Origin of the sequence: Vibrio sp. 10N.286.52.C3 (genome assembly GCF_041468865.1) — a bacterium.
Classification (GTDB): domain Bacteria; phylum Pseudomonadota; class Gammaproteobacteria; order Enterobacterales; family Vibrionaceae; genus Vibrio; species Vibrio crassostreae_C.
Genome location: NZ_JBFRJM010000008.1, coordinates 61,304 through 83,991, shown reverse-complemented (window position 1 = coordinate 83,991; position 22,688 = coordinate 61,304). Strand labels below are relative to the sequence as shown.

The window sequence follows — 22,688 nt, the reverse complement described above, 5'->3', positions numbered from 1 at the left end:
ACGTGCCTGATGAAAGGAGTCAATCTCTGTGATGTTTAAAAAGCAATTATTCTTTGTTTTAACTATGCTTGCATTTTCTGCACATGCTATAACTCTGGTTCCTAGCAAAGGTGTCTCTGTTCTTTACATTAATGGTGTAGAGGCTGATTCTAAATTGGGGACGAATATAATAAGAAATGGTACGACTCAAGTTGTTGTCCGAATGGACAAAGAAGTTGGTCGTGGTAGTGGTAATAGCGTATTTACTTCTAAGCCATATTTATTAACGTTTGAAGCAGGTGGGAATGAAATTAAATTGGATCACCCGGTTGCTCGAAGTAAAAGCGAAGCGGAAAAAGCTTTCAGAAAGCAAAACCCCGATTGGCGTTTAACTCAAGACGGTAACGAACTTGTCTATCAACAAGAGTTACTTCAAGGCAAGAAAGGTCTACTTCCATTTATGGGAATGGACAAGCTTGTAAAAGAACATAACGATCAACGAGGAATCACGTTTGTCGATGGTGCGTTAGTCACTGCCACGACTACTGCGATAGTTCCCTCTCCAGTTACAACTCAATCGGATACTCCGAAACTAGATCTTAAAACTGCCCCAAGCGTTGTGGGAAGTGTTACTCAAAATGTCGAGCAATTGAAAGCTTGGTATCTAAAAGCTTCTAAAAAAGAGCGCAAAGAATTCCGTAAGTGGATGATTGACCAAGAGTAATCAATCTTCATGTGTAAAAAAGCGAGATATAATAAATATCTTGCTTTTTTATATTGCTATGAGTTAAATCTCTTTCCACTCACCAGGCTGTAGCTGCCCCACATTCATGTTGCCCATTGAATAGCGGATAAGACGTAGGGTCGGGAAGCCGATATTGGCTGTCATGCGTCTTACTTGGCGGTTACGTCCTTCAATGATTGTAATAGCCAACCATGTTGTCGGTATCGCGGCTCTGAAGCGGACTGGAGGATTTCTATCCCACACTTCAGGTTCTTGCATCACTTCTACTTTAGCCGGTAGTGTCATGCCGTCTTTTAGTTCGACACCTTTTCTCAATTTATCTAAATCTTCCTCAGAAGTTGCGCCTTCAACCTGTACCCAGTATGTCTTTGGGGATTTTGAGTTTGGTTGAGTTAGCTTAGCTTGAAAAATACCATCGTTGGTCAAGACCATTAACCCTTCGCTGTCGCGGTCAAGGCGACCTGCAGCATAAACGTCTTTCACTGGAATAAAGTCCGCTAGCGTTTTTCTCCCTTCGCCATCTGTAAATTGGCTTAGAGTATCGAAAGGCTTGTTGAACAGAATTACTTTGCGATCCTCGAGTGCTACCTTAGGTTTTGTGTTGGTAGGCTTGCCTTTATATCGGTGCTTGCTTGAGTGAGATTTGTTGTGCGAATTGCCAGTGTTATTCTTATCACTGCTTCGGCTTTGTCTATTACCGCTTTGTTTTAATGTTGCACCAGAACGAGCCGGTTTGTCTGAACGAGATGCGCTGCGTGAGCGAGTAGACATGTTAACTACCTTGCAAAAATGTAAACGAAGTGTGCTGAAAAGTTTTCACTGAAACGGAATTGAGCTATCATTTGCGCGCCTAAAAGACACAAAATAGAACAAGTTGATGGACTCTTAAGCCTGATTTGTTTAATTATACCTTCGTGTTTTATTATAACAACGCACTCACGGATTTGGTTCATGCTGTCATCAAGATTGTATGAAAAATAAGATAGAGTAAGACTATCGAGTAAGCAGTTTTCACTCTTAGAGTGGCTTACTGGTCAATTTATAACACGCTCACTACTTTAAATGAGCTTGTAAGAACTATAGGGAAATTTCATGCCTACTGAAAAACCAACGATCATCTATACCATTACAGACGAAGCTCCGGCGCTAGCAACATACTCTCTGCTGCCTATCATTCAATCTTTTACAGCTTCTTCTGGTATTAACGTTGATACTCGCGACATTTCACTTGCAGGGCGTATTATTGCCAACTTCCCTGACTATTTGAACGAAGAGCAACGTATTGGTGATGCATTAGCAGAACTAGGTGAATTGGCTAAGACACCAGAAGCAAACATTATCAAGCTTCCAAACATCTCTGCATCTGTACCTCAGCTTCAAGCAACAATCAAAGAGCTACAGTCAAAAGGTTACGCACTTCCTAATTACCCAGAAGAAGCAAACACTGACGAAGAGAAAGCAGTAAAAGCGACTTACGACAAAATCAAAGGCAGTGCAGTAAATCCAGTATTGCGTGAAGGTAACTCGGATCGCCGCGCTCCACTTTCTGTTAAAAACTACGCGAAGAAGAACCCACACTCAATGGGTGCTTGGTCTGCAGATTCTAAGTCGCACGTTTCAAGTATGGACGACAAAGACTTCTTCGGTAGCGAAAAGTCAGTAACCATTGAAGGTGCTACAGAAGTTAGCATTGAATTCGTTGGCAAAGATGGTGCGAAGAAAACATTGAAGCCAGCTTTTGCACTGCAAGATAAAGAGATCATTGATGCGTCAGTGATGAATAAGGCCGCTTTGGTTGCATTCTTCGAAAAAGAAATCGCATCGGCTAAAGAGCAAGGTGTACTGCTTTCTCTTCACTTGAAAGCGACGATGATGAAAGTATCTGACCCAGTGATCTTTGGTCACGCGGTTAAGGTTTACTACAAAGACGTATTTGCTAAACACGGTCAGCTGTTTGAAGAGCTAGGCGTTGATGTAAATAACGGCATCGGTGATGTCTACGCGAAGATTGATGCGCTTCCTCAAGAGCAGAAAGAAGCAATCGAAGCTGACCTGCAAGCGGTATACGAGACTCAGCCACCACTAGCGATGGTTGATTCGGACCGTGGCATTACTAACCTACACGTACCAAGCGATATCATTGTGGATGCATCTATGCCTGCAATGCTGCGTTCTTCTGGTCAAATGTGGGATCCAGAAGGTAAGCAAAAAGATACCAAAGCAATGATCCCAGATCGTAGCTACGCGAGCATTTACCAAGCGGTTATTGATTTCTGTAAAGAGAACGGCGCGTTCGATCCAACAACGATGGGTAGCGTACCAAACGTTGGCTTGATGGCTCAAAAAGCGGAAGAGTACGGTTCTCATGATAAGACTTTCATCCTTGAAGCTGCTGGTCAGGTTCAAGTTGTTGACGCTTCAGGCGCTGTGCTTCTTGAGCAAGACGTAGAGGAAGGCGATATCTTCCGTATGTGTCAGGTTAAAGATGCACCAATCCAAGACTGGGTTAAGCTTGCGGTAACGCGTGCTCGTGCATCGGGTGTTCCAGCGGTATTTTGGCTAGATGCGTCACGCGCACATGATGCTCAGCTTATCAAGAAAGTTGAAGCATACCTTCCTGAATACGATACCGATGGTCTTGAAATTAAGATCCTTGCTCCACTTGAAGCGACTCAATACTCACTGGTTCGTATCAAAGAAGGCCTAGATACTATTTCGGTTACTGGTAACGTATTACGTGATTACCTAACTGACTTGTTCCCGATTTTAGAGCTTGGTACATCAGCTAAGATGCTATCGATTGTTCCACTAATGAACGGTGGTGGTCTGTTTGAAACAGGTGCTGGCGGCTCTGCTCCTAAACATGTTCAACAAGTAGAGAAAGAAAACCACCTGCGTTGGGATTCTCTAGGTGAATTCTTGGCACTAGCGGCATCTCTAGAGCACCTGAGCGTAGTAACAGGTAACGCTAAAGCACAAGTTCTAGCTGATGCGCTTGATAAAGCGACGGGTGAGTTCCTTGATAACAACAAGTCTCCTTCACGTCGAGTAGGTGAGCTTGATAACCGTGGTAGCCACTACTATCTAGCGGCATACTGGGCTAAGGCGCTTGCTGAGCAAACGGCTGACGCTGATCTTGCTGCTGAGTTTGCAGGTGTGGCAAGTCAACTGGCTGAAAGTGAAGAAGCGATCGTTGCAGAGCTGAACAACGCTCAAGGTGTGGCTGGCGACTTAGGTGGTTACTACCTACTTGACGATGCATTGGTTTCAACACTAATGCGCCCAAGCTCAACGCTAAACGCGTTTATTGATGCATAGTGATTGGACTCATCGTTAGTCAGTCATGAACGTGATTTGCTAACGAGTTGCTTAGGCTGATAGCTAAGTTATAGATAAAGTCAAAACGAAAGACGCTTTAACGATAATGTTAAAGCGTCTTTTTTCTGTCTAATACTTCTTAAGACCTAGCTTAAGGGGAGTAGCTCTTCGAGCTCATTGTCCAGTGAGCAACTTTAGAGCCCCCAAAACGAAAAAAACCGCTCACGTAATCCTGTGTTACAGGTATTAAATGAGCGGTTTCAATATTCTGTTTACCTGTCAGCCGTTAATGACGACTGATGGAGGTTAACATGAGTTTGCATTCGCCTATTTTGCGGCGCTGCCTTCTACAGGAACAACGGAGCTAGCATGCGAGCCTTTAGGTCCACTTTCTACTTCATAGTCGACCTGCTGACCAGCCTTTAAGGTTCGATAACCTTCCATTTGTATTGTGGAGTAGTGCGCGAAAATATCGCCGTCTTCACCTTCTGGACAAATAAAGCCAAACCCTTTGGCATTGTTAAACCATTTTACTGTACCTGTAGCCATGCTATACATCCCTCATGCATTTTGTTACTAACGTTGTTATATCAATTGTTGTAAGTGCGATTGATATCATTCCTACCAGCTAAAGAATTTCAGCTAATATCTTGAACCTCGTACATTGCTAACGGAAATTAACGCTACCCTGCGTAATTATTCCTTGTTGTTAATTTTTGAAGCGTGTTACTGATTTTAAATCATGTTGCAAAAATGTATTAAAAAACCTTTTAGCTCCAATGTAGCTAATGATTGAGCACAGTCAATAGCAAATTGGTATAAAAGTGATCAATTTTAATAACAAATCACATTCGAGATTAACTGCAAACTATTAACTAAATAGTAACTTAGCGGTGATCTTATCGTTAGTATCAATAGTTATGGCGTCTTTTTAATCAATCACATATGTTAATCCTGTTAATCGAGATCTTTTATTTGCAGCGATGGAAATGGTGGATTAGGCTCAGTATAGAGGAATATTTTTTGGTACTGTTTTTCGGTGCAGTTTCTTAGTACACCGTAAAGCGTGAATGTGGTAAATTTGAGTTAGGTAAACACTCACGACTTCCGAAAAATAACCCTTAGCAAAGCGATATGAGCAGAAACTTTGAATGGGCATCTCCAGGCTCAGATTTACTGGAGAAAGAAGCAACAAAAGTAAAGCCACCGGCGATGTATAACGTTGTGTTGAATAACGATGACTACACGCCCATGGACTTTGTAATCGAGATCCTAGAGCGATTCTTCTCACTAGATATCGAAAAAGCAACGGAAGTGATGCTCAAGGTTCATTATGAAGGTAAAGCTATATGCGGCACATACAGTGCTGAAATAGCGGAAACAAAGGTAGCGCAGGTCACGATGTACTCAAAGGAAAATGAGCATCCGCTACTATGTACAATGGAGCAAGTATAAATTGCTCGAACAACACTGTTGTTCCCTTAGGAGGTACTTATGCTAAATAAAGAATTAGAGACGAGTTTAAATGGCGCATTTGCTCGTGCGCGAGACAAGCGACATGAATTCATGACTGTTGAACACCTCCTACTAGCATTATTAGAAAATGATGCGGCCAAGGAAGCGCTCCAAGCTTGTCAGGCTGATCTCGATGCTCTTCGCAATGAGCTCGATATTTTTATCGATCAAACGACCCCACTTATCCCTGAAAGCGACGAAACTCGCGAAACTCAGCCAACGTTGAGCTTCCAACGAGTACTTCAACGCGCTGTTTTCCATGTTCAATCTTCAGGTCGCAGCGAAGTAACAGGTGCTAACGTACTTGTGGCTATTTTTAGTGAGCAAGAATCTCACGCGGCATATCTTCTTAAGAAAAACGACATTAGTCGCTTAGATATTGTTAACTTCATCTCACACGGTATTACCAAAGCCAGCAACGAAGGCGACAGTCCTTCATCATCCGATTCATTTGGTGGTGCAGAAAATGCTGAAGAAGCTAATTCCGAAGACCGTTTAGAAAATTTTGCTACCAACCTTAACGAAGTAGCGAAGCAGGGCAATATTGACCCACTAATCGGTCGTGACAAAGAGCTAGAACGCACTATCCAAGTTCTGTGTCGTCGTCGTAAGAACAACCCTCTGTTAGTGGGTGAAGCGGGTGTAGGTAAAACGGCCATCGCGGAAGGTCTTGCATGGCGCATCGTTGAAGGACAAGTGCCTGAAATCATTCAGAGCAGCGTAATTTATTCTCTAGATATCGGTTCACTATTAGCCGGAACTAAATATCGTGGTGACTTTGAGAAGCGTTTTAAAGCAATTCTTAAGCAACTGGAGAAAGAAGAAGACGCGATTCTGTTCATCGATGAGATCCACACCATTATCGGTGCCGGGGCTGCATCGGGTGGTCAGGTTGATGCGGCAAACTTAATTAAACCACTACTAAGCAGTGGCAAATTACGTTGCATCGGTTCAACAACGTACCAAGAGTACAGCAGTATTTTTGAGAAGGAGCGTGCTTTAGCTCGTCGCTTCCAGAAAATAGATATTATTGAACCATCGCTAGACGATACGACCAAGATCCTGATTGGCTTGAAGCCAAAATACGAAGCTCATCACGAAGTGCGCTACACCAACAAAGCGTTGCGTGCCGCTGTGGAACTGTCAGCTAAATACATTAATGAACGCCACCTTCCTGATAAGGCCATTGACGTAATCGATGAAGCGGGCGCTCGTAGTCGTTTGGCACCTGCAAGCCGTCGTAAGAAAACGGTAAGCGTGGCTGATATTGAGTCAATGGTTGCGAAAATGGCGCGTATTCCTGAAAAGTCAGTATCGTCTTCAGACAAAGATACACTCCAGAAACTGGATGAGCGCATGAAAATGTTGGTATTCGGACAAGACCCTGCAATCGATGTATTGAGTGAAGCGATTAAGCTAACCCGTGCTGGATTGGGTGCAGACAATAAACCTGTTGGTTCATTCTTGTTTGCTGGCCCTACTGGTGTCGGTAAAACAGAGGTCACTGTTCAGTTGTCTAAGTTGATGGGTATTGAGCTTCTGCGCTTTGATATGTCTGAGTACGGTGAGCGTCACTCTGTGAGCCGCTTGATCGGTGCGCCTCCTGGTTATGTTGGTTACGATCAAGGTGGTCTGCTAACTGATGCCGTAATCAAGAATCCGCACTCTGTTGTGTTACTGGATGAAATCGAGAAAGCTCACCCAGATATCTTTAACTTGCTACTGCAGGTAATGGATAACGGCACGCTAACTGATAATAATGGTCGCAAAGCGGACTTCCGCAATGTGATTCTAGTGATGACGACCAACGCAGGTGTGGCTGAAACCGAGAAGAAATCGATCGGCCTGATCCAACAAGATCATGCGCCAGATGCGATGGGCGAAATCAAGAAGGTGTTTACTCCTGAGTTCCGTAACCGTCTTGATAATATCATTTGGTTCAACAGCCTTGACCCAAGTGTGATTAGCCAAGTAGTTGATAAGTTCATTGTCGAGCTTCAGGTTCAACTGGACGCTCGTGGCGTGTCTTTAGAGGTTTCTGAGGATGCTCGTCACTGGTTAGCTGATAAAGGCTATGACAAGACCATGGGTGCTCGTCCAATGGGACGTGTTATTCAAGAGAAGCTTAAGAAACCACTTGCTAACGAGTTACTGTTCGGTAGCTTGGTTGATGGCGGTACGGTTAAAGTATCCCTGAAAAAAGACGAATTGGATTTCATCTATGTTGGTGCTAAAGAAGAGGTCATGCACTAACGAAGTGATTGATAAATCAAAGGCTTAAATATAAAACGCATGACTTAGGTTGTGCGTTTTTTTATGCTTGCGAGATGCGAGATGCGAGATGCGAGATGCGAGATGCGAGATTGATGTGCTTGTGTAGTAAAATGCTCAGGCAATAAAAAACGGAGCATTAAGCTCCGCTTCTTATTGTATTCGCTAATTAAAAATTAACGAGCACGGAAGACGATGCGGCCTTTAGAAAGGTCGTATGGAGTCATCTCAACAGTTACTTTATCTCCAGTAAGAATACGGATGTAGTTCTTACGCATTTTACCAGAGATGTGTGCTGTCACTACGTGACCGTTTTCAAGCTCAACACGGAACATTGTGTTTGGTAGAGTATCAAGGACAGTGCCTTGCATCTCGATTACGTCTTCTTTAGCCATCTAATCCTCTTTCGAAATTTGGCGGTTTTTAACGGCTTGATTGTGCCGTTAAAATCAAAATATGTAAAGTTGTCGCGTATTCTACCCTTGCCACCGCTGATTTACTAGCCTTTGATGACGTTGAAATCGTACTTTATAGTTCATCGCAGGGCATTCATCGATTTGATAACCCAAATATAACCATTGTTTTTGCTCTTTCTGGGCATGTTGGATCTGAAATAAAACGCCAAGTGTTCCCATCGAAATGTCTATATCAGGATCGAAGAAGGTATAAAACGCGCTCGTACAGTGAGCCATGATGTCGGTTACGGCGATACCAACCAACTTGTTCTCTTCATAGATGTGCATGAACTTTGTAGTAAGCCACTCATTTTTAGAGAATTGTAGAAACTCTTTTTTCTTGGGTGGGTACATGGTTCCCGAACGGTGACGAGCGGTGATATAGCGACTGTATAAGTCAAACCAGTTGTCATCCATCTCATCTTTCAGCTCCCAACGCAGTGATTTCCCTTTGTTAAGGATCCGTCGTTGGCTTTTGGAAAGCTTAATCTCAGGAATTGAAAGCCGAATCGCTTGGCATGCTGAGCAATTATCGCAATGTGGTTTGTAAATGGTCGTTCCACTGCGGCGAAATCCATTCGCAAGCAGAACTTCATAGTTATCTGAGGTGTGCATGTGTTCATCAAGCGTGACCGCCACTCTCTCTTCGAGGTGAGGTAAGTAGCTGCAAGCGTGATTGTCTGTTAATCCAATTCTGATTTGTTGTAAATCTGGATTCATTAAGGCATTTCCTTTAGCCATTGGGTTTGAAAGCATGCATCGTCAACGGAAAATTCTTTGAGTAATTGCAGAGAACTTAGGAATTCATCCCTATCAACCTCGATAGCGCCTAAGGATTCCAAGTGAGGGTTCATGACTTGGCAATCAACTAGTTGTCCGCCGAATTGTGTAAAGTGTTTACAAAAGTACCACAGCGCAATTTTAGAGGCATTGGTCTTTAGGCTGAACATCGATTCACCGCAAAAGACTTGGCCTCTTTGTAAGCCGTAAAGTCCACCGATCAGTTCATCATCTTGCCAAACCTCAACCGAGTGGCAGAAACCTAATGAAGCGAGTTTGCGGTAGGCTGACTGCATGTCGCTGTTTAGCCAGGTTTCTTCTTCGGGTCTTAGTGAAGAGCAATAACCAATTACTCTGTCCGTCGCTTGGTTGATGCTGACTCGGTAATTGTGCTTTCTTTGAAACTTTTTAAGACTTTTTGACGGTTCGAATGTCTTAGGATTAAATACCGCTCGCGGTGCAGGGCTCCACCAAAGTATAGGCTCACCTGGGCCATACCATGGAAATATACCTTGGCTATAAGCGTTTAAAATTCGCATTGGTGATAAATCACCACCGAAGGCGAGCAGACCGTTGGGGTCATCAAGCGCGTCGAAAGGCGAAGGAAACTCTATACTAGTAGTATCAAGTTCGGTTAGGTATATAGTCATAAGTACCGCATTACAGATTAATCACTGACCAAGAGGTCTTTAGGAGTTTTACCATGAAGAAGTTGCTTTGGATTTTACTTGTTTTGCCCATGTTGGCAAATGCAGCTTACAACAGAAACCAAGCTCGACCAGTAAACGAGGTGGTTTATGGTGAGATTGATACGGTCAGATACATCACTCAGCAAGAGATCGTTGAGTCGAAAGCGAATGGTTGGGAAACCTTGTTAGGTGCGGCGATTGGTGGCTTGATTGGTAACCAGTTTGGCGGCGGCACTGGTAAAGAAGTGGCGACAGCTGTAGGTGCAGTAGCAGGTGCGGGTATTGCTCGTAACCGAGGTAACACACAATATAAAGTAGAGTACAAACTGGTCGAGTTATTGGTCAAAACCAAAGACGACAAGTTGGTCAACATTATCCAAGATGTCGATAACTCGATGCTGTTCAACCGAGGCGATGATGTACGAATTCTCTATTTTTCAGATGGTGTTCGAGTTGATCTCGTGTACTAGTATATAAATACGATTGATTGGCTAATTAATCACCGGTTTGGGCCGGATTAGCTCTGGAGTTCGTTGGAAAAGTTCGTTAGTCTGCAAGTACGAAGAATTATTCATCACCCGAAAATAAATACGCACCAGTGACTTCGGGTGGTACAAGGACTATAAGATTTAATGGAAAGCCTTACGTTACAACCAATTCAAAAAGTGAACGGGGAAGTTAACCTACCTGGTTCAAAAAGCGTTTCCAACCGTGCACTTCTTTTGGCTGCACTTTCTACGGGAACCACTCGCCTAACAAACTTGCTAGACAGTGATGATATTCGTCATATGTTGAATGCATTGACTCAGTTAGGTGTTGATTATCAGTTGTCTGCAGACAAAACCGTTTGTGAAGTGACAGGTGTTGGTGGTGCATTCTCAAGTGACAAAGCCCTAGAGCTTTTCTTAGGTAACGCGGGTACGGCGATGCGTCCGTTGGCGGCTGCACTATGTTTAGGTCGCGGTGAATACGTTCTTACTGGTGAGCCTCGCATGAAAGAGCGCCCAATTGGCCACTTAGTAACAGCACTACGAGAAGCCGGTGCCGACGTTGAATATTTAGAGAACGAAAACTACCCGCCATTGAAGATCACAGGTACCGGTTTGAAGAGCGGTACGGTTTCTATCGACGGTTCGATCTCTAGTCAATTTTTGACGGCATTTTTGATGGCTGCGCCTTTAGCTGAAGGTGAAGTGACCATTAAAATTGACGGTGAATTGGTTTCTAAACCTTACATCGATATTACGCTGCACATCATGAAGCAATTTGGTGTGGACGTGATCAATAATGATTACCAAGAGTTTGTGATTCCTACCGGGCAATCTTACTCGGCACCGGGTGATTTCTTGGTTGAAGGTGATGCATCATCTGCGTCATATTTCCTTGCAGCCGCTGCTATCAAAGGTGGTGAGATTAAGGTCACTGGTATTGGTAAAAACAGTATCCAAGGTGATATCCAATTCGCTGATGCGCTTGAGAAAATGGGTGCGGAAATCGAATGGGGTGACGACTACGTTATTTCTCGTTGTGGCGAGCTGAAAGGCATTGATATGGACTATAACCATATCCCAGATGCTGCGATGACTATCGCGACAACCGCATTGTTTGCGAAAGGCACAACGGCAATCCGTAATGTCTACAACTGGCGTGTGAAAGAGACAGACCGCTTGGCTGCAATGGCAACAGAGCTACGCAAAGTCGGCGCTGAAGTGGAAGAGGGTGAAGATTACATTATTGTTAACCCTGTGGCTGAACTGACTCATGCGGCGATTGATACTTACGATGATCACCGTATGGCGATGTGTTTCTCGCTGGTTGCTTTGAGCGATACGCCTGTGACGATTAATGATCCAGGTTGTACGTCAAAGACATTCCCTGATTATTTCGACAAGCTGAAAATGCTAAGTCTATAAAAATGCTTAGTATGTAAAGGTTTAGGAACAAAAAAGCTTGCCTAAGTGGCAAGCTTTTTAATTATTGCTGAATTGTAAATTCTTTCGAAAGGTGGTGCGCTAAGTATTTAAACATGTTAAATACCGCGGTTGTATTCTCTGTCGGCATTCCATTGCTGTCTAAGAAGTATTCACCTTTGAAGACGAGTACATCGTCTTTTTCTACTACGCTGTTTGCGCGCATGCCTTCAATGTAGTCATCATGTGATTGGATAATTTGGTTTGCGATAAGCAGTAAATCAAATTCTGCTATTACTTTCTTTGTCATGAGTTTATCTCTGATAACTGAATATAACGTTGAGTTTATGGTGTCGAACTAGAAATTCAATGATTTCACAACCGATTAAGAGAGTCTTTTCAAACATCCACAATTTATTTTGTGATTTACGGCAAAAATAATTGAATGGGGCTCGCGTTAGATTCGCGGACAAGCTTAGTATGAGCCCGTTTAGACGTAATGCCTGATGAATAGGCTCTTGCAAGTATTCTTAGTGAGTACTTTATAGCTTCTTTATATTGTGACCCTTTTATCTATGAGTCGTCGAATTGTCGAGCGATCAGATCCAATTTTGAAAAAAGCGGTTGATCTTCTAGTAATCTCGCACAATAGTAAAAAAAGAAGCAATGAATTTAGAATATCATGCGTAAAAGCCCACAAGCTAAATTGTTGGTGCTGAAGCATCGTGATTAAGGACGTTAGAGTCAATATGGGTAAATCGCTCGTTATAGTGGAGTCGCCAGCCAAGGCTAAAACTATCAATAAATATCTTGGCAAAGACTTTGTCGTTAAGTCGAGTGTAGGTCACGTACGTGATTTACCAACGGCAGGTCAAAGTACTGGTCAAAAGGCTGCTGCAGTTTCAACCAAGGGTATGAGCCCAGAAGACAAAGCTCGTATCAAAAAAGAAAAAGATCGCAAAGCTCTTATCAAAAAGATGGGTATCAACCCATATAAAGAGTGGGAAGCGAACTATCAAATCCTACCTGGTAAAGAGAAAGTCGTCGCTGAATTGCAAAAACTGGCTGAGAACGCAGACCATGTTTATCTCGCAACCGATTTGGACCGCGAAGGAGAAGCTATCGCATGGCACCTTCGTGAGATCATCGGTGGCGATGAAACGCGATACAAGCGAGTGGTTTTTAACGAAATCACCAAGAATGCTATTCAACAAGCTTTCGAAACTCCAGGTGAGCTAAATATTGATGGCGTAAACGCACAACAAGCACGACGTTTTATGGACCGTGTTGTTGGCTTTATGGTGTCACCTCTGCTTTGGAAAAAAGTAGCACGAGGCCTGTCCGCTGGCCGTGTTCAATCAGTAGCGGTAAAACTACTGGTAGAGCGTGAGCGCGAGATCAACGCCTTTATCCCTGAAGAGTTCTGGGATGTGCATGCTGATACTAAAACAGCAGAGAAAACCGACTTTAGACTGCAAGTTGCACAGAAAGACGGTGTTGCGTTTAAACCTGAAAATGAAGCGCAAACACAAGCTGCTGTTAGCGTTTTAGAAAAAGCGCAATACGAAGTATGTAAACGTGAAGACCGCCCAACAAAGAGTAAGCCGTCTGCACCTTACATCACGTCGACGCTGCAACAAGCGGCGAGTACGCGTCTTGGTTATGGCGTAAAGAAAACCATGATGCTGGCTCAACGCCTGTATGAAGCGGGTTACATCACTTATATGCGTACTGATTCAACCAACTTGAGTTCAGAAGCTGTAGAAGCCGCTCGTGAATACATTGGTTCTGAGTACGGCGCGCAATACCTTCCACCTAAAGCTCTTGCATACGGCAGCAAAGAGGGCGCTCAAGAGGCCCACGAAGCGATTCGTCCTTCAAGTGTAGATGTTAAGTCGGAAGATCTAAACGGCGTAGACGCAGACGCACACAAGCTTTACTCGCTAATTTGGAATCAATTCGTAGCGTGTCAAATGACGCCAGCTCAATACGATTCAACGACAGTAAGCGTTAAAGCAGATGAGTACACGTTGAAAGCGAAAGGTCGTATCCTTAAATTTGATGGTTGGACTCGTGTTCAGCGTCCAATGGGCAAGAACGAAGATACGATCCTTCCAGCAGTACAGATCGGCGATAAGCTTGATCTGATTGCGCTAGACCCTAAACAGCACTTCACTAAGCCACCGGCTCGTTTCACTGAAGCGGCGCTAGTTAAAGAGCTTGAGAAGCGTGGTATTGGTCGTCCTTCAACATACGCATCAATCATCTCAACGATTCAAGATCGCGGTTATGTAAAAGTTGAACAGCGTCGTTTCTATGCTGAGAAGATGGGTGAAATTGTTACTGACCGTCTAGATGGCAGTTTCAATGACCTAATGAACTACGACTTCACTGCTCGTATGGAGCAGAAGTTGGACCAAATCGCAGAAGGCGAAGCAAGCTGGAAAGGCGTGCTAGATAACTTCTTCGAAGACTTTACTGGCGATTTGGAAAAAGCAGACTTAGACGAAGACGCTGGTGGCATGAAGCCAAATCATATCGTGGAAACCGATATTGAGTGTCCGACTTGTAGCCGTAAAATGGGTATTCGTACTGCTTCGACAGGCGTATTCCTTGGTTGTTCTGGCTATGCACTTCCACCAAAAGAGCGTTGTAAGACAACAATCAACCTTGGTGATGAAGAAGGCATTATCAACGTGCTTGAAGAAGACGTTGAAACAGCAGCACTTCGAGCTAAAAAGCGTTGTCCTATTTGTGAAACGGCAATGGATGCCTATCTAATCGATGATAAGCGTAAGATGCACGTATGTGGTAACAACCCGAACTGTGAAGGTTATGTGGTTGAGCACGGCGAATTTAAAGTGAAAGGCTACGATGGTCCACTTGTTGAGTGTGACAAGTGTGGTTCTGACATGGTTCTGAAGAACGGTCGTTTTGGTAAATACATGGACTGTACGAGTGAAGATTGTAAGAACACTCGTAAGATTCTGAAAAATGGCGAAGTTGCGCCACCAAAAGAAGACCCGGTGCATTTCCCTGAACTTCCGTGTGAAAATTCAGACGCGTACTTTGTTCTTCGTGATGGTGCTTCTGGTCTATTTATGGCTGCGAGCAACTTCCCTAAATCACGTGAAACACGTGCACCATTAGTGGAAGAGCTGGTTCGTTTTAAAGACCGTATCTCACCTAAGTTCCAATACCTAGCATCAGCGCCAGTTGCTGACCCTGATGGTAAGCCGACAGTGGTTCGTTTTAGTCGTAAGACCAAAGAAAACTACGTGCGTACTGAAGTAGATGGAAAACCGTCCGGTTGGACTGCGTTGTACATCGACGGTAAGTGGGAAGTTACGGATAAGCGTAAAAAGCCTAAAGAGAAATAACTGAACGTTATTGATGAAAAAGCAGCCTAATGGCTGCTTTTTTTTGATCTCAATATGACTAAATATGCAACTTGTTGACCTGGTGTTTCGTCTGCGAGAATTTATTAAATTCACATCGCAAAATAAATAATGCCAATTAATCAGATTTTCTTATGCAACTTTAACGAGAATGTAACTTAATTAAAATATTGTAACTCACAGATCAGCGTTTAGTTGTATACCTGATGTGTGTCGGGTGTTAATGTAATGTTTCGTCTGGACGGTGTAGTGTGAGCTGCTTTAAGTCTTAGGAAAGCAATCAGCTTACGTACCACAGAATGGCGTATTAAAAATTGAATTCGGCCGAAAAGTCGATAACGTATATAAAACCAAGTGCAAAGAATAGTGCACACATAACAACGTTTGGCTTAGGATATTGTCACTGTATGTGAATGGATATTCGCTAAATACCGAAATAAGTGTTGGTGCTCATCCCCCAGAGGAAGATACCTCTACGAGTACTAACATCGACAAGCTATAGATATATGGAGAATAAAATGGCTGGTGTATTGGGAATGATTCTTGCTGGTGGTGAAGGCTCTCGCTTAAGACCTTTAACTGAATCTCGCAGCAAACCCTCGGTTCCTTTCGGTGGTAGTTACCGCTTAATTGATTTCGCTTTGAACAACTTCGTTAATGCTGATCTAATGAAGATCTACGTATTAACACAATTTAAGTCACAGTCACTGTTCCACCATATGAAAAAAGGCTGGAATATCAGTGGCATAACAGACCGTTTTATCGACCCAATTCCTGCGCAAATGCGCAAAGGAAAGCGTTGGTATGAAGGCACAGCAGATGCTATCTACCAAAACATGGGCTTTATGGAGTTGGAAGAACCTGATCAAGTATGTATTTTTGGTTCAGACCATATCTATAAGATGGACATCAAACAGATGCTTGATTTCCATAAAGAGAAGAAAGCGGCTCTAACAGTATCAGCATTGCGCATGCCGCTTGCTGAAGCATCAGAATTCGGTGTTATTGAGGTTGATGCTGACGGCCGTATGATTGGCTTTGAAGAGAAACCTGCAAATCCGAAGTCGATCCCGGGCGATCCAGAATCAGCGCTCGTTTCAATGGGCAACTACGTGTTCGAAGCGAAAGAGCTTTTTGCCGAACTAACGGAAGATGCTGATAGAGAAGGTTCGACACACGATTTCGGCAAAGACATTATTCCAAACATGTTCCCACGTGGTGATGTGTTTGTTTATGATTTCAGCACCAACCGTATTACTGGTGAGAAAGAAGAAGTTTACTGGCGCGATGTAGGTACGATTGACGCGTACTGGCAAGCGCACATGGACCTTCTTAAGAAAGATGCGCCATTCTCGCTATACAACCGTAAATGGCCTCTACACACTTATTACCCGCCACTACCACCAGCTACGTTTACTGATTCGGCAAATGGTCGAATTCAGATCATTGATAGCCTTGTGTGTAGCGGTAGTTATGTACGTGGTTCGCGTATTGAAAAGAGTGTACTGGGCTTCCGCAGCAATATCGCATCAGCGTGTGATATTAGCGAAAGCATCTTACTCGGTGATGTAAAAGTGGGTGAGGGTTGTATCTTGCGCCGCGTTATCATTGATAAAGACGCAGATATCGCACCGGGTACACAGATTGGTGTAAATCTGACAGAAGACAAAAAGCATTACCACGTATCTGACGATGGTGTCGTAGTGATTTCTAAAGGAGCACGAGTTGGTTACTAAGACTCTCTCGGTACTTTTTGTAGCGTCTGAAGTTGAAGGCTTGATTAAAAGTGGTGGCTTGGCTGATGTAGCCAAGGCACTGCCGAAAGCGTTGCAAACACTCGAACAGGACGTTCGAGTGACTATCCCCGCATATAGAAACATTCCAAACATTGATTCAGCAGAAGTTATTTTATCGACTGAACTCGATCATTGGCCTCATACGGCTTATCAAGTTAAAAAACTGAGCGTAGAAGGCGTTCCAGTTTTTGGTATTGAATGTGCCAAGTATTTCGACCGCCCGGAAATGTACGCAGAAAACAATCAAGCTTATGCTGATAACGGAGAGCGCTTCTCGTTCTTTAGTGCAGCCTGTCTTGATATGCTTCCTAAGCTTGGTTTCCAACCGGATATCATTCATGCAAATGACTGGCATACTGGTTTCGTTCCTTTCTTGCTTAAATCGCGTTATCAACAACACGATTTCTTTGAAAATACGCGCAGTGTTATTTCGATTCACAATGCGGTTTTCAAAGGTGTGTTCGCCTACGATGAACTTCAATTCCTGCCAGAGATGCACCGTTACCATGCGCCTGAAGCTTCAGTGAGTGACACTCATGTCACTATGCTAAGAGCTGGAGTGATGTGTGCGGATAAAGTGAACGCAGTAAGTCCTACCTATGCAGAAGAGTTGAAAACGGAATTAGGTAGCCACGGTATGGCTGCAGAATTCCAACACAGATCTGCTGATCTGTTCGGCATTTTGAATGGGTGTGATTATGGGGCTTGGAATCCGGAAACTGATGCTTTCCTTCCTCGTAAATACAAAGCGACCAAGCACAGCATGGCTCGCGGAAAATCAGCTTGTAAGCAAAAACTGCAACAAGATGTAGGTTTACCCGTTGCCGATTGCGCGGTTTATGGCATGGTTTGTCGCTTGACGAATCAAAAAGGTGTTCATTACTTACTGCCTATCATCGAACAGTTTTTGAAAAATGATCTTCAGATCGTGATTGTCGGTACTGGCGATCCGGTTTTGGCGAGTCAATTGAAAGAGCTATCAGCGCTTCACTCAGATAAGTTCTCGTTCGTAGAAGCGTACAATAATGAACTTGCGCACTTGGTTGAAGCAGGCTCTGATTTCTTCTTGATGCCTTCGGAATTTGAACCGTGTGGCTTAAACCAAATCTACAGCATGGCTTACGGTACTTTGCCGATTGTTCGTTCTGTGGGAGGTTTAAAAGACAGCGTGAATGATTACGATGAAGATCCTGAAGTCGCGACTGGGTTTGCTTTTGAAGAGCCAACACCGCAGGCGTTATTGGCTGTGTTACATCGTTCATTACTGCTTTATGCACAAAACCCATCTGAAATTAAGCGTGCTCAGCTTTATGCGATGCAGCAAGATTTTAGTTGGGAAGATGCGGCTAAAGAATACCTAGCTATGTATCATTCAGCATTTTAACTTGTTGACTTAGCTTTAAAATTAGCGGGCGGGCAACAACAGCTCGTAATAAATGAAGGCGCTCTAATTGTTGAGTGCCTTTTTGTTTCCTGGTCAGAGCACATCACGTTTACGAAGACAAAGCTTGCAAACTCATTTTTGTCAGGTAGAAAAGGTGAGGTAGGTATTCACATGACTAATGATAGGTTTGACACTATTATCACTTAAAGTTCTTAATAGCGTGGTATCCTTAGTCATCGCCTCGTGATGAGGCATAGCTCCATTCCAATAATTAAAGCGATAGGTATGTCTGAGAGTTTACTATTTCATAAAACATTTACTCACCCTACGAGCGATGAGTGGGTTGTATTTGTGCATGGCGCAGGAGGCAGTTCCTCCATCTGGTTCAAGCAGATCAAAGCGTATAAACAGCATTTCAACTTACTTCTCATTGATCTGAGAGGGCACGGTAAATCAGACAATATACTTAAAGGGCTGATTTCGAATCGTTATACGTTCAAATCGGTGACGCTTGATATTCTTAAAGTGTTAGACCATCTTAAGATCCGTTCTGCACATTTCGTTGGCATGTCTTTGGGCACGATTATTGTGCGTAACGTTGCCGAACTGGCGGCTGGCCGTGTACGTTCAATGGTACTGGGTGGCGCTGTCACCAAGCTAAACACTCGCTCTCAAGTGTTAATCAAGTTGGGTAACCTCAGCAAGCACATCATTCCTTACATGTGGTTATACAGCCTTTTTGCTTATGTTGTGATGCCACAAAAAAGCCAAAAAGAGTCTCGTCACCTTTTTATCCGCGAAGCCAAAAAACTGTGCCAGAAAGAATTTAAACGCTGGTTTATCTTAACGGCTGATGTAAACCCCTTGATGAAATATTTTAAAGATAGAGAGCTACCAATACCGACTCTTTATTTGATGGGTGAACGTGACTACATGTTTATTAAGCCTGTAAAAGAAATGGTTGCAGCGCATGAATCGAGTGAGCTAGTAGAAATCCCGAATTGTGGACACGTGTGTAACGTGGAAAACCCTGAAGAGTTTAATCAGCGTTCGATTGCGTTTATTCAAAAACAAATTCAGTGATTTTCTAGGCGTGAAATCAAAGATGATGAGTTAATCGAATTGAAATAAAAACGGGAAGCTAACTTTAGCTTCCCGTTTTTAATTGGAGGAGGTATCTGACCGAATCGTTCTATCAGGTCACTGAAACCCTGCTATTCAGGTGAGGCAGCACCGCACTGCCAGCAAGAGCCGAATTGCGCTTCGTTGACTTCATGACACTCACCACAACGCCGCTCTTCATAGATGATCGAATCTTGCTGATTTTGGTAGTCATTGACGAGCATGCGAGCTTTACTGGCCAATTCTGGCTCATATAACCATACGTAAGGGTCAGTTTCTTCAGTGAATGGGATTTCCCCCTTTAATCCGAACAACCCCTCACCACGGACTTCACAGGCAATATTCTCGCTTTCTAATAATCCACAGATGATATGAGCTTCTGTCGGATTCGATGCACTGAAGATTTTCATTGAAATAGAACCTTATTCGGCTATCTGTGTTGTTTAGATATTATAAACTATTCTGCTATATACATTATTCAGCTACGGGTGCTGAGCGAAACTTACCCATCAACCATTTAGCCACTATTGGGAATATCCCCAATAATGCAAATGACAATAGTACTGAAGGGGAGACGATGCCCGAAAGTGAATCAATTTCTGCGAGCTGAGTACCAGCATTCAAGAAAACCGCCGTCCCCGGTAACATCCCGATTTGACTCGTAATGTAGTAACGACTCACTGACATCGGTGTTAGACCCATCAATAGGTTGATAAGGAAAAATGGGAATACAGGAATCAGACGCAGAGAAAACAGGTAAAATGCGCCGTCTTTTTCAACCCCCTTGTTAATCGTCGCCAATTTGTCACCAAACTTGGTTTGAATCCAGTCACGCAACAGGTAACGGCTACTTAAGAAAGCTAAGGTCGCACCGATCGCACTTGCGAAAGATACCAGTAGCAAGCTGTTCCAGAAGCCAAATAGCGCGGCCCCTAATAAGGTTACAACAGCGGCACCAGGAATGGAGAAAGCCGTAATCATGACATACGCGACAAAATAGATAGCGGCAGCCGCAATAAAGTTGCTGTCAATGTAGTCATTTAACACAGCTTGTTGGGCCTTAGCATTTTCAAGCGTTAAGTATTGGCCGAAATTGATGCCTAACAAGACGATGGTTACGACCAACACAATACCCAATATCATTTTCTTACTCATTGATACTTCCTCTAAATTTTCAATGCATACCGATAGTATAGATAGACAGGCAAAGCATAGATTAACTTTCACCAGATATAAAAAAAGCCGCAGTAAATGCGGCTTAGTTATGTATATAGATTGCACTGACAATGTTAATTGACGCGATTGATAAGCTCTTCGCGACGCTGCTGCGGTATAACAGACCAATGTGTACCATTAATCGCGCCTTCTAGCGCCCAAAGTAGTTCAATACTGACAGAAGACGCATGCGATTCTTTGATGGCGTTAAATGCGTTTACAGAGCCAGATTCATATAAACGTTCTACAGAATCGATCCCTGCCTTTTTCAACATACGCTCGGTAGCGAGTCGAAGATTAGGCAGATCTTTGAGTCGGGTCGGCTTAGCAGAAGACTGCTCAGCTTTTTCTTCTTTAGCAAAACCTAGAGACGTGGTTGCAAGCTGCAAGATTTTCTCTTGGTCTTGCCAGAGGCCTTCAGGTAAAGCGAAATATTTAGTAACGACAGGGAAACCACGCTTTTTGTAGACGTACGGTTGAAACCCTTGTTGTTCGAATTGTTTAGTTGTGCCTTTGTCTGCGCGTATGTGCAACTGGTCATTTACAACCAGAGCAAACATAGTGTCATCAGCAAAAAGACCGAAGCCACCAAACATTGAGCGTGATTTTATTTTTCCTAGGGACTCAAATAACTTCATCGAGTCCTTTAGTATCGGTTTATCCATGTTATTTATCTCGGTGTATTTGAACTACGCCACCAAATAAGCAGGTCCGAGAGATTAGCAAAATGTTGCAATTAAATTGTCAATAAGCCGTAAATTACTAAATTATTAGTAGTTACTGCATTTTGCCATCGGTAACCCCGCTACCATACCAACGAGTGGTTTAGGCCGGAAGCTTTGCGTCTCACTCTTTCGAGTGGTTTGCCCTGTGCGTGACTGATTGAATAGAATAAAGTTTTTGTTGAATGAAGCTCACACTTGATATTTCAAAATGTGATACTGCTTCAATTAATGATCTTTCATTTATGCATAAGGGTTCATTATAGTTGCTGATAAAAAAAGCGCACCTAAAGGTGCGCTTGATGAAATTAAACTCGAATTATCAATTAATTTAACGTCTTAACTGTACTTCGTTCAACAATTTCAGGGTGCATTTCGAAGACGCGTTTTTCGTGGTCTTTGTCTTTGATGCGCTCCAATAGAATTTCGAATGCATTCTTACCAACACGACGTTTTGGTTGGTGAACTGTCGTTAACGGCGGAGAGAAGTATTCAGCGAGTTCGATGTTGTCGTAACCGATCACTGAGATATCTTCAGGAATGCGGATGCCTTTTTCTTGCAGTCGGCTCATTAAGCCGAGTGCCATTGTGTCGTTAAAGCAGAATACCGCCGTTGGACGATCTTCCATCTCAACGATTTGTTCTGCAGCAAGAACAGCCGTATCACACTCGAAGTTGCCTTCGATGATCATATTGTCATCGGCAGAAATTTTAGCTTCGTTAAGTGCGCGCTTGTAACCGGCAATACGTTCAACACATGCTGCTTTGTCTAAGTGGCCACTTAAACATGCAATCTTAGAGTGACCGCGTTCAATAAGGTATTTGGTCGCTAGGTAGCCACCTTCTTCAGAGTTATCGATGATCTTATCAGCTTGAGAACTCTCTGGGCCCCAGTCCATAATAACTTTAGGGATGTCAGCGTGACGGTCTAACATCTCTCTTAGTTCTTCAGTTAGGTCAGAACACATAACTAAGATGCCATCTACACGTTTCTCTGCAAGCATTCGAATGTAGTCACGTTGCTTCTCATAGATACCGCCCGTATTACACAGGATCAAAGTGTAACCTTGACGGTAGCAGTAGCTCTCAACACCATCGATAACTTCAGAGAAGAATAGATTAGTTGATTGAGTCACTAGCATGCCGATGGTGCGTGTTGTATTACACTTCAAGCTACGAGCAACAGCACTTGGTGCATAGTTCAGTTCATCTACGGCTTTGTTTACTTTTTCTTGCGTTGCTTCTGCAACAAAGCGAGTTTTATTGATTACGTGAGAAACGGTTGTTGTTGATACGCCGGCTAAGCGAGCGACATCTTTTATAGTGGCCATGGTTTTATCCTATTAGAAGCTACTTTCCCAAAGTACGGAATAAAGTAGCCGTTAAGCT

20 protein-coding genes and 1 riboswitch are annotated in these 22,688 nt (G+C 43.3%); of the genes, 10 read left to right on the top strand and 10 right to left on the bottom strand.

The features are described from left to right. The first annotated feature begins 31 nt into the window (after nucleotides 1-31). Complete coding sequence (locus AB4138_RS03855) at nucleotides 32-703, top strand: DUF2057 family protein (protein WP_372116047.1); 672 nt, start codon at nucleotides 32-34, stop codon at nucleotides 701-703. Nucleotides 704-766: 63 nt separating this feature from the next. On the opposite strand, the gene AB4138_RS03850 is transcribed toward AB4138_RS03855, so the two are convergent. Then, on the bottom strand, nucleotides 767-1,495 hold the full coding sequence (locus AB4138_RS03850) for a pseudouridine synthase (RefSeq protein ID WP_372305028.1): 729 nt from the start codon (nucleotides 1,493-1,495) through the stop codon (nucleotides 767-769). Between the two features lie 321 nt (nucleotides 1,496-1,816). On the opposite strand from AB4138_RS03850, the gene AB4138_RS03845 reads away from it, so the two are divergent. Continuing rightward, the gene (locus tag AB4138_RS03845) at nucleotides 1,817-4,042 is read left to right on the top strand and encodes an NADP-dependent isocitrate dehydrogenase (RefSeq protein WP_017067848.1); all 2,226 of its coding nucleotides are present in this window, start codon (nucleotides 1,817-1,819) and stop codon (nucleotides 4,040-4,042) included. 327 nt (nucleotides 4,043-4,369) lie between these two features. Here AB4138_RS03845 and cspD read toward each other — a convergent pair whose 3' ends face one another. Continuing rightward, complete coding sequence (gene cspD, locus AB4138_RS03840; protein WP_004736548.1) at nucleotides 4,370-4,591, bottom strand: cold shock domain-containing protein CspD; 222 nt, start codon at nucleotides 4,589-4,591, stop codon at nucleotides 4,370-4,372. 585 nt (nucleotides 4,592-5,176) lie between these two features. Here cspD and clpS point away from each other — a divergent pair. Further along, on the top strand, nucleotides 5,177-5,497 hold the full coding sequence (gene clpS / locus AB4138_RS03835) for an ATP-dependent Clp protease adapter ClpS (protein WP_004737430.1): 321 nt from the start codon (nucleotides 5,177-5,179) through the stop codon (nucleotides 5,495-5,497). A gap of 39 nt (nucleotides 5,498-5,536) precedes the next feature. Further along, complete coding sequence (clpA, locus tag AB4138_RS03830) at nucleotides 5,537-7,810, top strand: ATP-dependent Clp protease ATP-binding subunit ClpA (RefSeq protein ID WP_017062108.1); 2,274 nt, start codon at nucleotides 5,537-5,539, stop codon at nucleotides 7,808-7,810. 194 nt (nucleotides 7,811-8,004) lie between these two features. Here clpA and infA read toward each other — a convergent pair whose 3' ends face one another. The 3 genes from infA to aat all read right to left on the bottom strand — a co-directional run bounded on the left by infA (nucleotide 8,005) and on the right by aat (nucleotide 9,713). Beyond that, on the bottom strand, nucleotides 8,005-8,223 hold the full coding sequence (gene infA / locus AB4138_RS03825; protein ID WP_001040192.1) for a translation initiation factor IF-1: 219 nt from the start codon (nucleotides 8,221-8,223) through the stop codon (nucleotides 8,005-8,007). An 81-nt stretch (nucleotides 8,224-8,304) separates the two neighbouring features. Then, nucleotides 8,305-9,003 (bottom strand): arginyltransferase, encoded by a 699-nt coding sequence (locus tag AB4138_RS03820; protein ID WP_372305026.1) that lies wholly within the window; start codon nucleotides 9,001-9,003, stop codon nucleotides 8,305-8,307. Beyond that, entirely contained in the window at nucleotides 9,003-9,713 is a 711-nt protein-coding gene (gene aat, locus AB4138_RS03815) for a leucyl/phenylalanyl-tRNA--protein transferase (protein ID WP_372305024.1), read from the bottom strand. The genes AB4138_RS03820 and aat overlap by 1 nt, the downstream gene beginning before the upstream one ends. A 53-nt stretch (nucleotides 9,714-9,766) precedes the next feature. Here aat and AB4138_RS03810 point away from each other — a divergent pair, with 53 nt between their 5' ends. Next, nucleotides 9,767-10,222 (top strand): glycine zipper 2TM domain-containing protein, encoded by a 456-nt coding sequence (locus AB4138_RS03810; RefSeq protein ID WP_004736438.1) that lies wholly within the window; start codon nucleotides 9,767-9,769, stop codon nucleotides 10,220-10,222. 162 nt (nucleotides 10,223-10,384) lie between these two features. Beyond that, entirely contained in the window at nucleotides 10,385-11,665 is a 1,281-nt protein-coding gene (gene aroA / locus AB4138_RS03805; RefSeq protein ID WP_017062105.1) for a 3-phosphoshikimate 1-carboxyvinyltransferase, read from the top strand. A gap of 61 nt (nucleotides 11,666-11,726) precedes the next feature. Here the strand turns inward: aroA and AB4138_RS03800 are convergent, their stop codons facing one another. Next, nucleotides 11,727-11,972, bottom strand: coding sequence for a YciN family protein (locus tag AB4138_RS03800; RefSeq protein WP_017062104.1), 246 nt, complete (start codon nucleotides 11,970-11,972; stop codon nucleotides 11,727-11,729). Nucleotides 11,973-12,411: 439 nt separating this feature from the next. Here AB4138_RS03800 and topA point away from each other — a divergent pair, with 439 nt between their 5' ends. From topA to AB4138_RS03780, 4 genes are all read left to right on the top strand, one after another. Then, nucleotides 12,412-15,042, top strand: coding sequence for a type I DNA topoisomerase (gene topA, locus AB4138_RS03795; protein ID WP_017067846.1), 2,631 nt, complete (start codon nucleotides 12,412-12,414; stop codon nucleotides 15,040-15,042). A 524-nt stretch (nucleotides 15,043-15,566) separates the two neighbouring features. Then, nucleotides 15,567-16,796: a glucose-1-phosphate adenylyltransferase gene (gene glgC / locus AB4138_RS03790; protein ID WP_080582251.1), complete on the top strand. Its 1,230-nt coding sequence runs from the start codon at nucleotides 15,567-15,569 to the stop codon at nucleotides 16,794-16,796. Next, complete coding sequence (gene glgA, locus AB4138_RS03785; RefSeq protein WP_371720703.1) at nucleotides 16,786-18,240, top strand: glycogen synthase GlgA; 1,455 nt, start codon at nucleotides 16,786-16,788, stop codon at nucleotides 18,238-18,240. Before glgC ends, glgA begins: the two co-directional genes overlap by 11 nt. Nucleotides 18,241-18,525: 285 nt before the next feature. Further along, entirely contained in the window at nucleotides 18,526-19,323 is a 798-nt protein-coding gene (locus AB4138_RS03780) for an alpha/beta fold hydrolase (protein ID WP_017062100.1), read from the top strand. A 131-nt stretch (nucleotides 19,324-19,454) separates the two neighbouring features. On the opposite strand, the gene AB4138_RS03775 is transcribed toward AB4138_RS03780, so the two are convergent. From AB4138_RS03775 to purR, 4 genes are all read right to left on the bottom strand, one after another. Then, nucleotides 19,455-19,772 carry a DUF2007 domain-containing protein gene (locus AB4138_RS03775; RefSeq protein WP_372305021.1) on the bottom strand — a complete coding sequence of 106 codons (318 nt, stop codon included), beginning with the start codon at nucleotides 19,770-19,772 and terminating at the stop codon, nucleotides 19,455-19,457. Nucleotides 19,773-19,836: 64 nt separating this feature from the next. Next, nucleotides 19,837-20,517, bottom strand: coding sequence for a TVP38/TMEM64 family protein (locus AB4138_RS03770; protein ID WP_017072239.1), 681 nt, complete (start codon nucleotides 20,515-20,517; stop codon nucleotides 19,837-19,839). A gap of 134 nt (nucleotides 20,518-20,651) precedes the next feature. Further along, nucleotides 20,652-21,242, bottom strand: a complete 591-nt coding sequence (locus AB4138_RS03765) for a TfoX/Sxy family DNA transformation protein (RefSeq protein WP_019820997.1) — start codon at nucleotides 21,240-21,242, stop codon at nucleotides 20,652-20,654. Between the two features lie 127 nt (nucleotides 21,243-21,369). After that, nucleotides 21,370-21,455, bottom strand: a riboswitch (cyclic di-GMP riboswitch). A 170-nt stretch (nucleotides 21,456-21,625) separates the two neighbouring features. Further along, nucleotides 21,626-22,630, bottom strand: coding sequence for an HTH-type transcriptional repressor PurR (purR, locus tag AB4138_RS03760; protein WP_017063507.1), 1,005 nt, complete (start codon nucleotides 22,628-22,630; stop codon nucleotides 21,626-21,628). Between the last annotated feature and the right edge of the window lie 58 nt (nucleotides 22,631-22,688).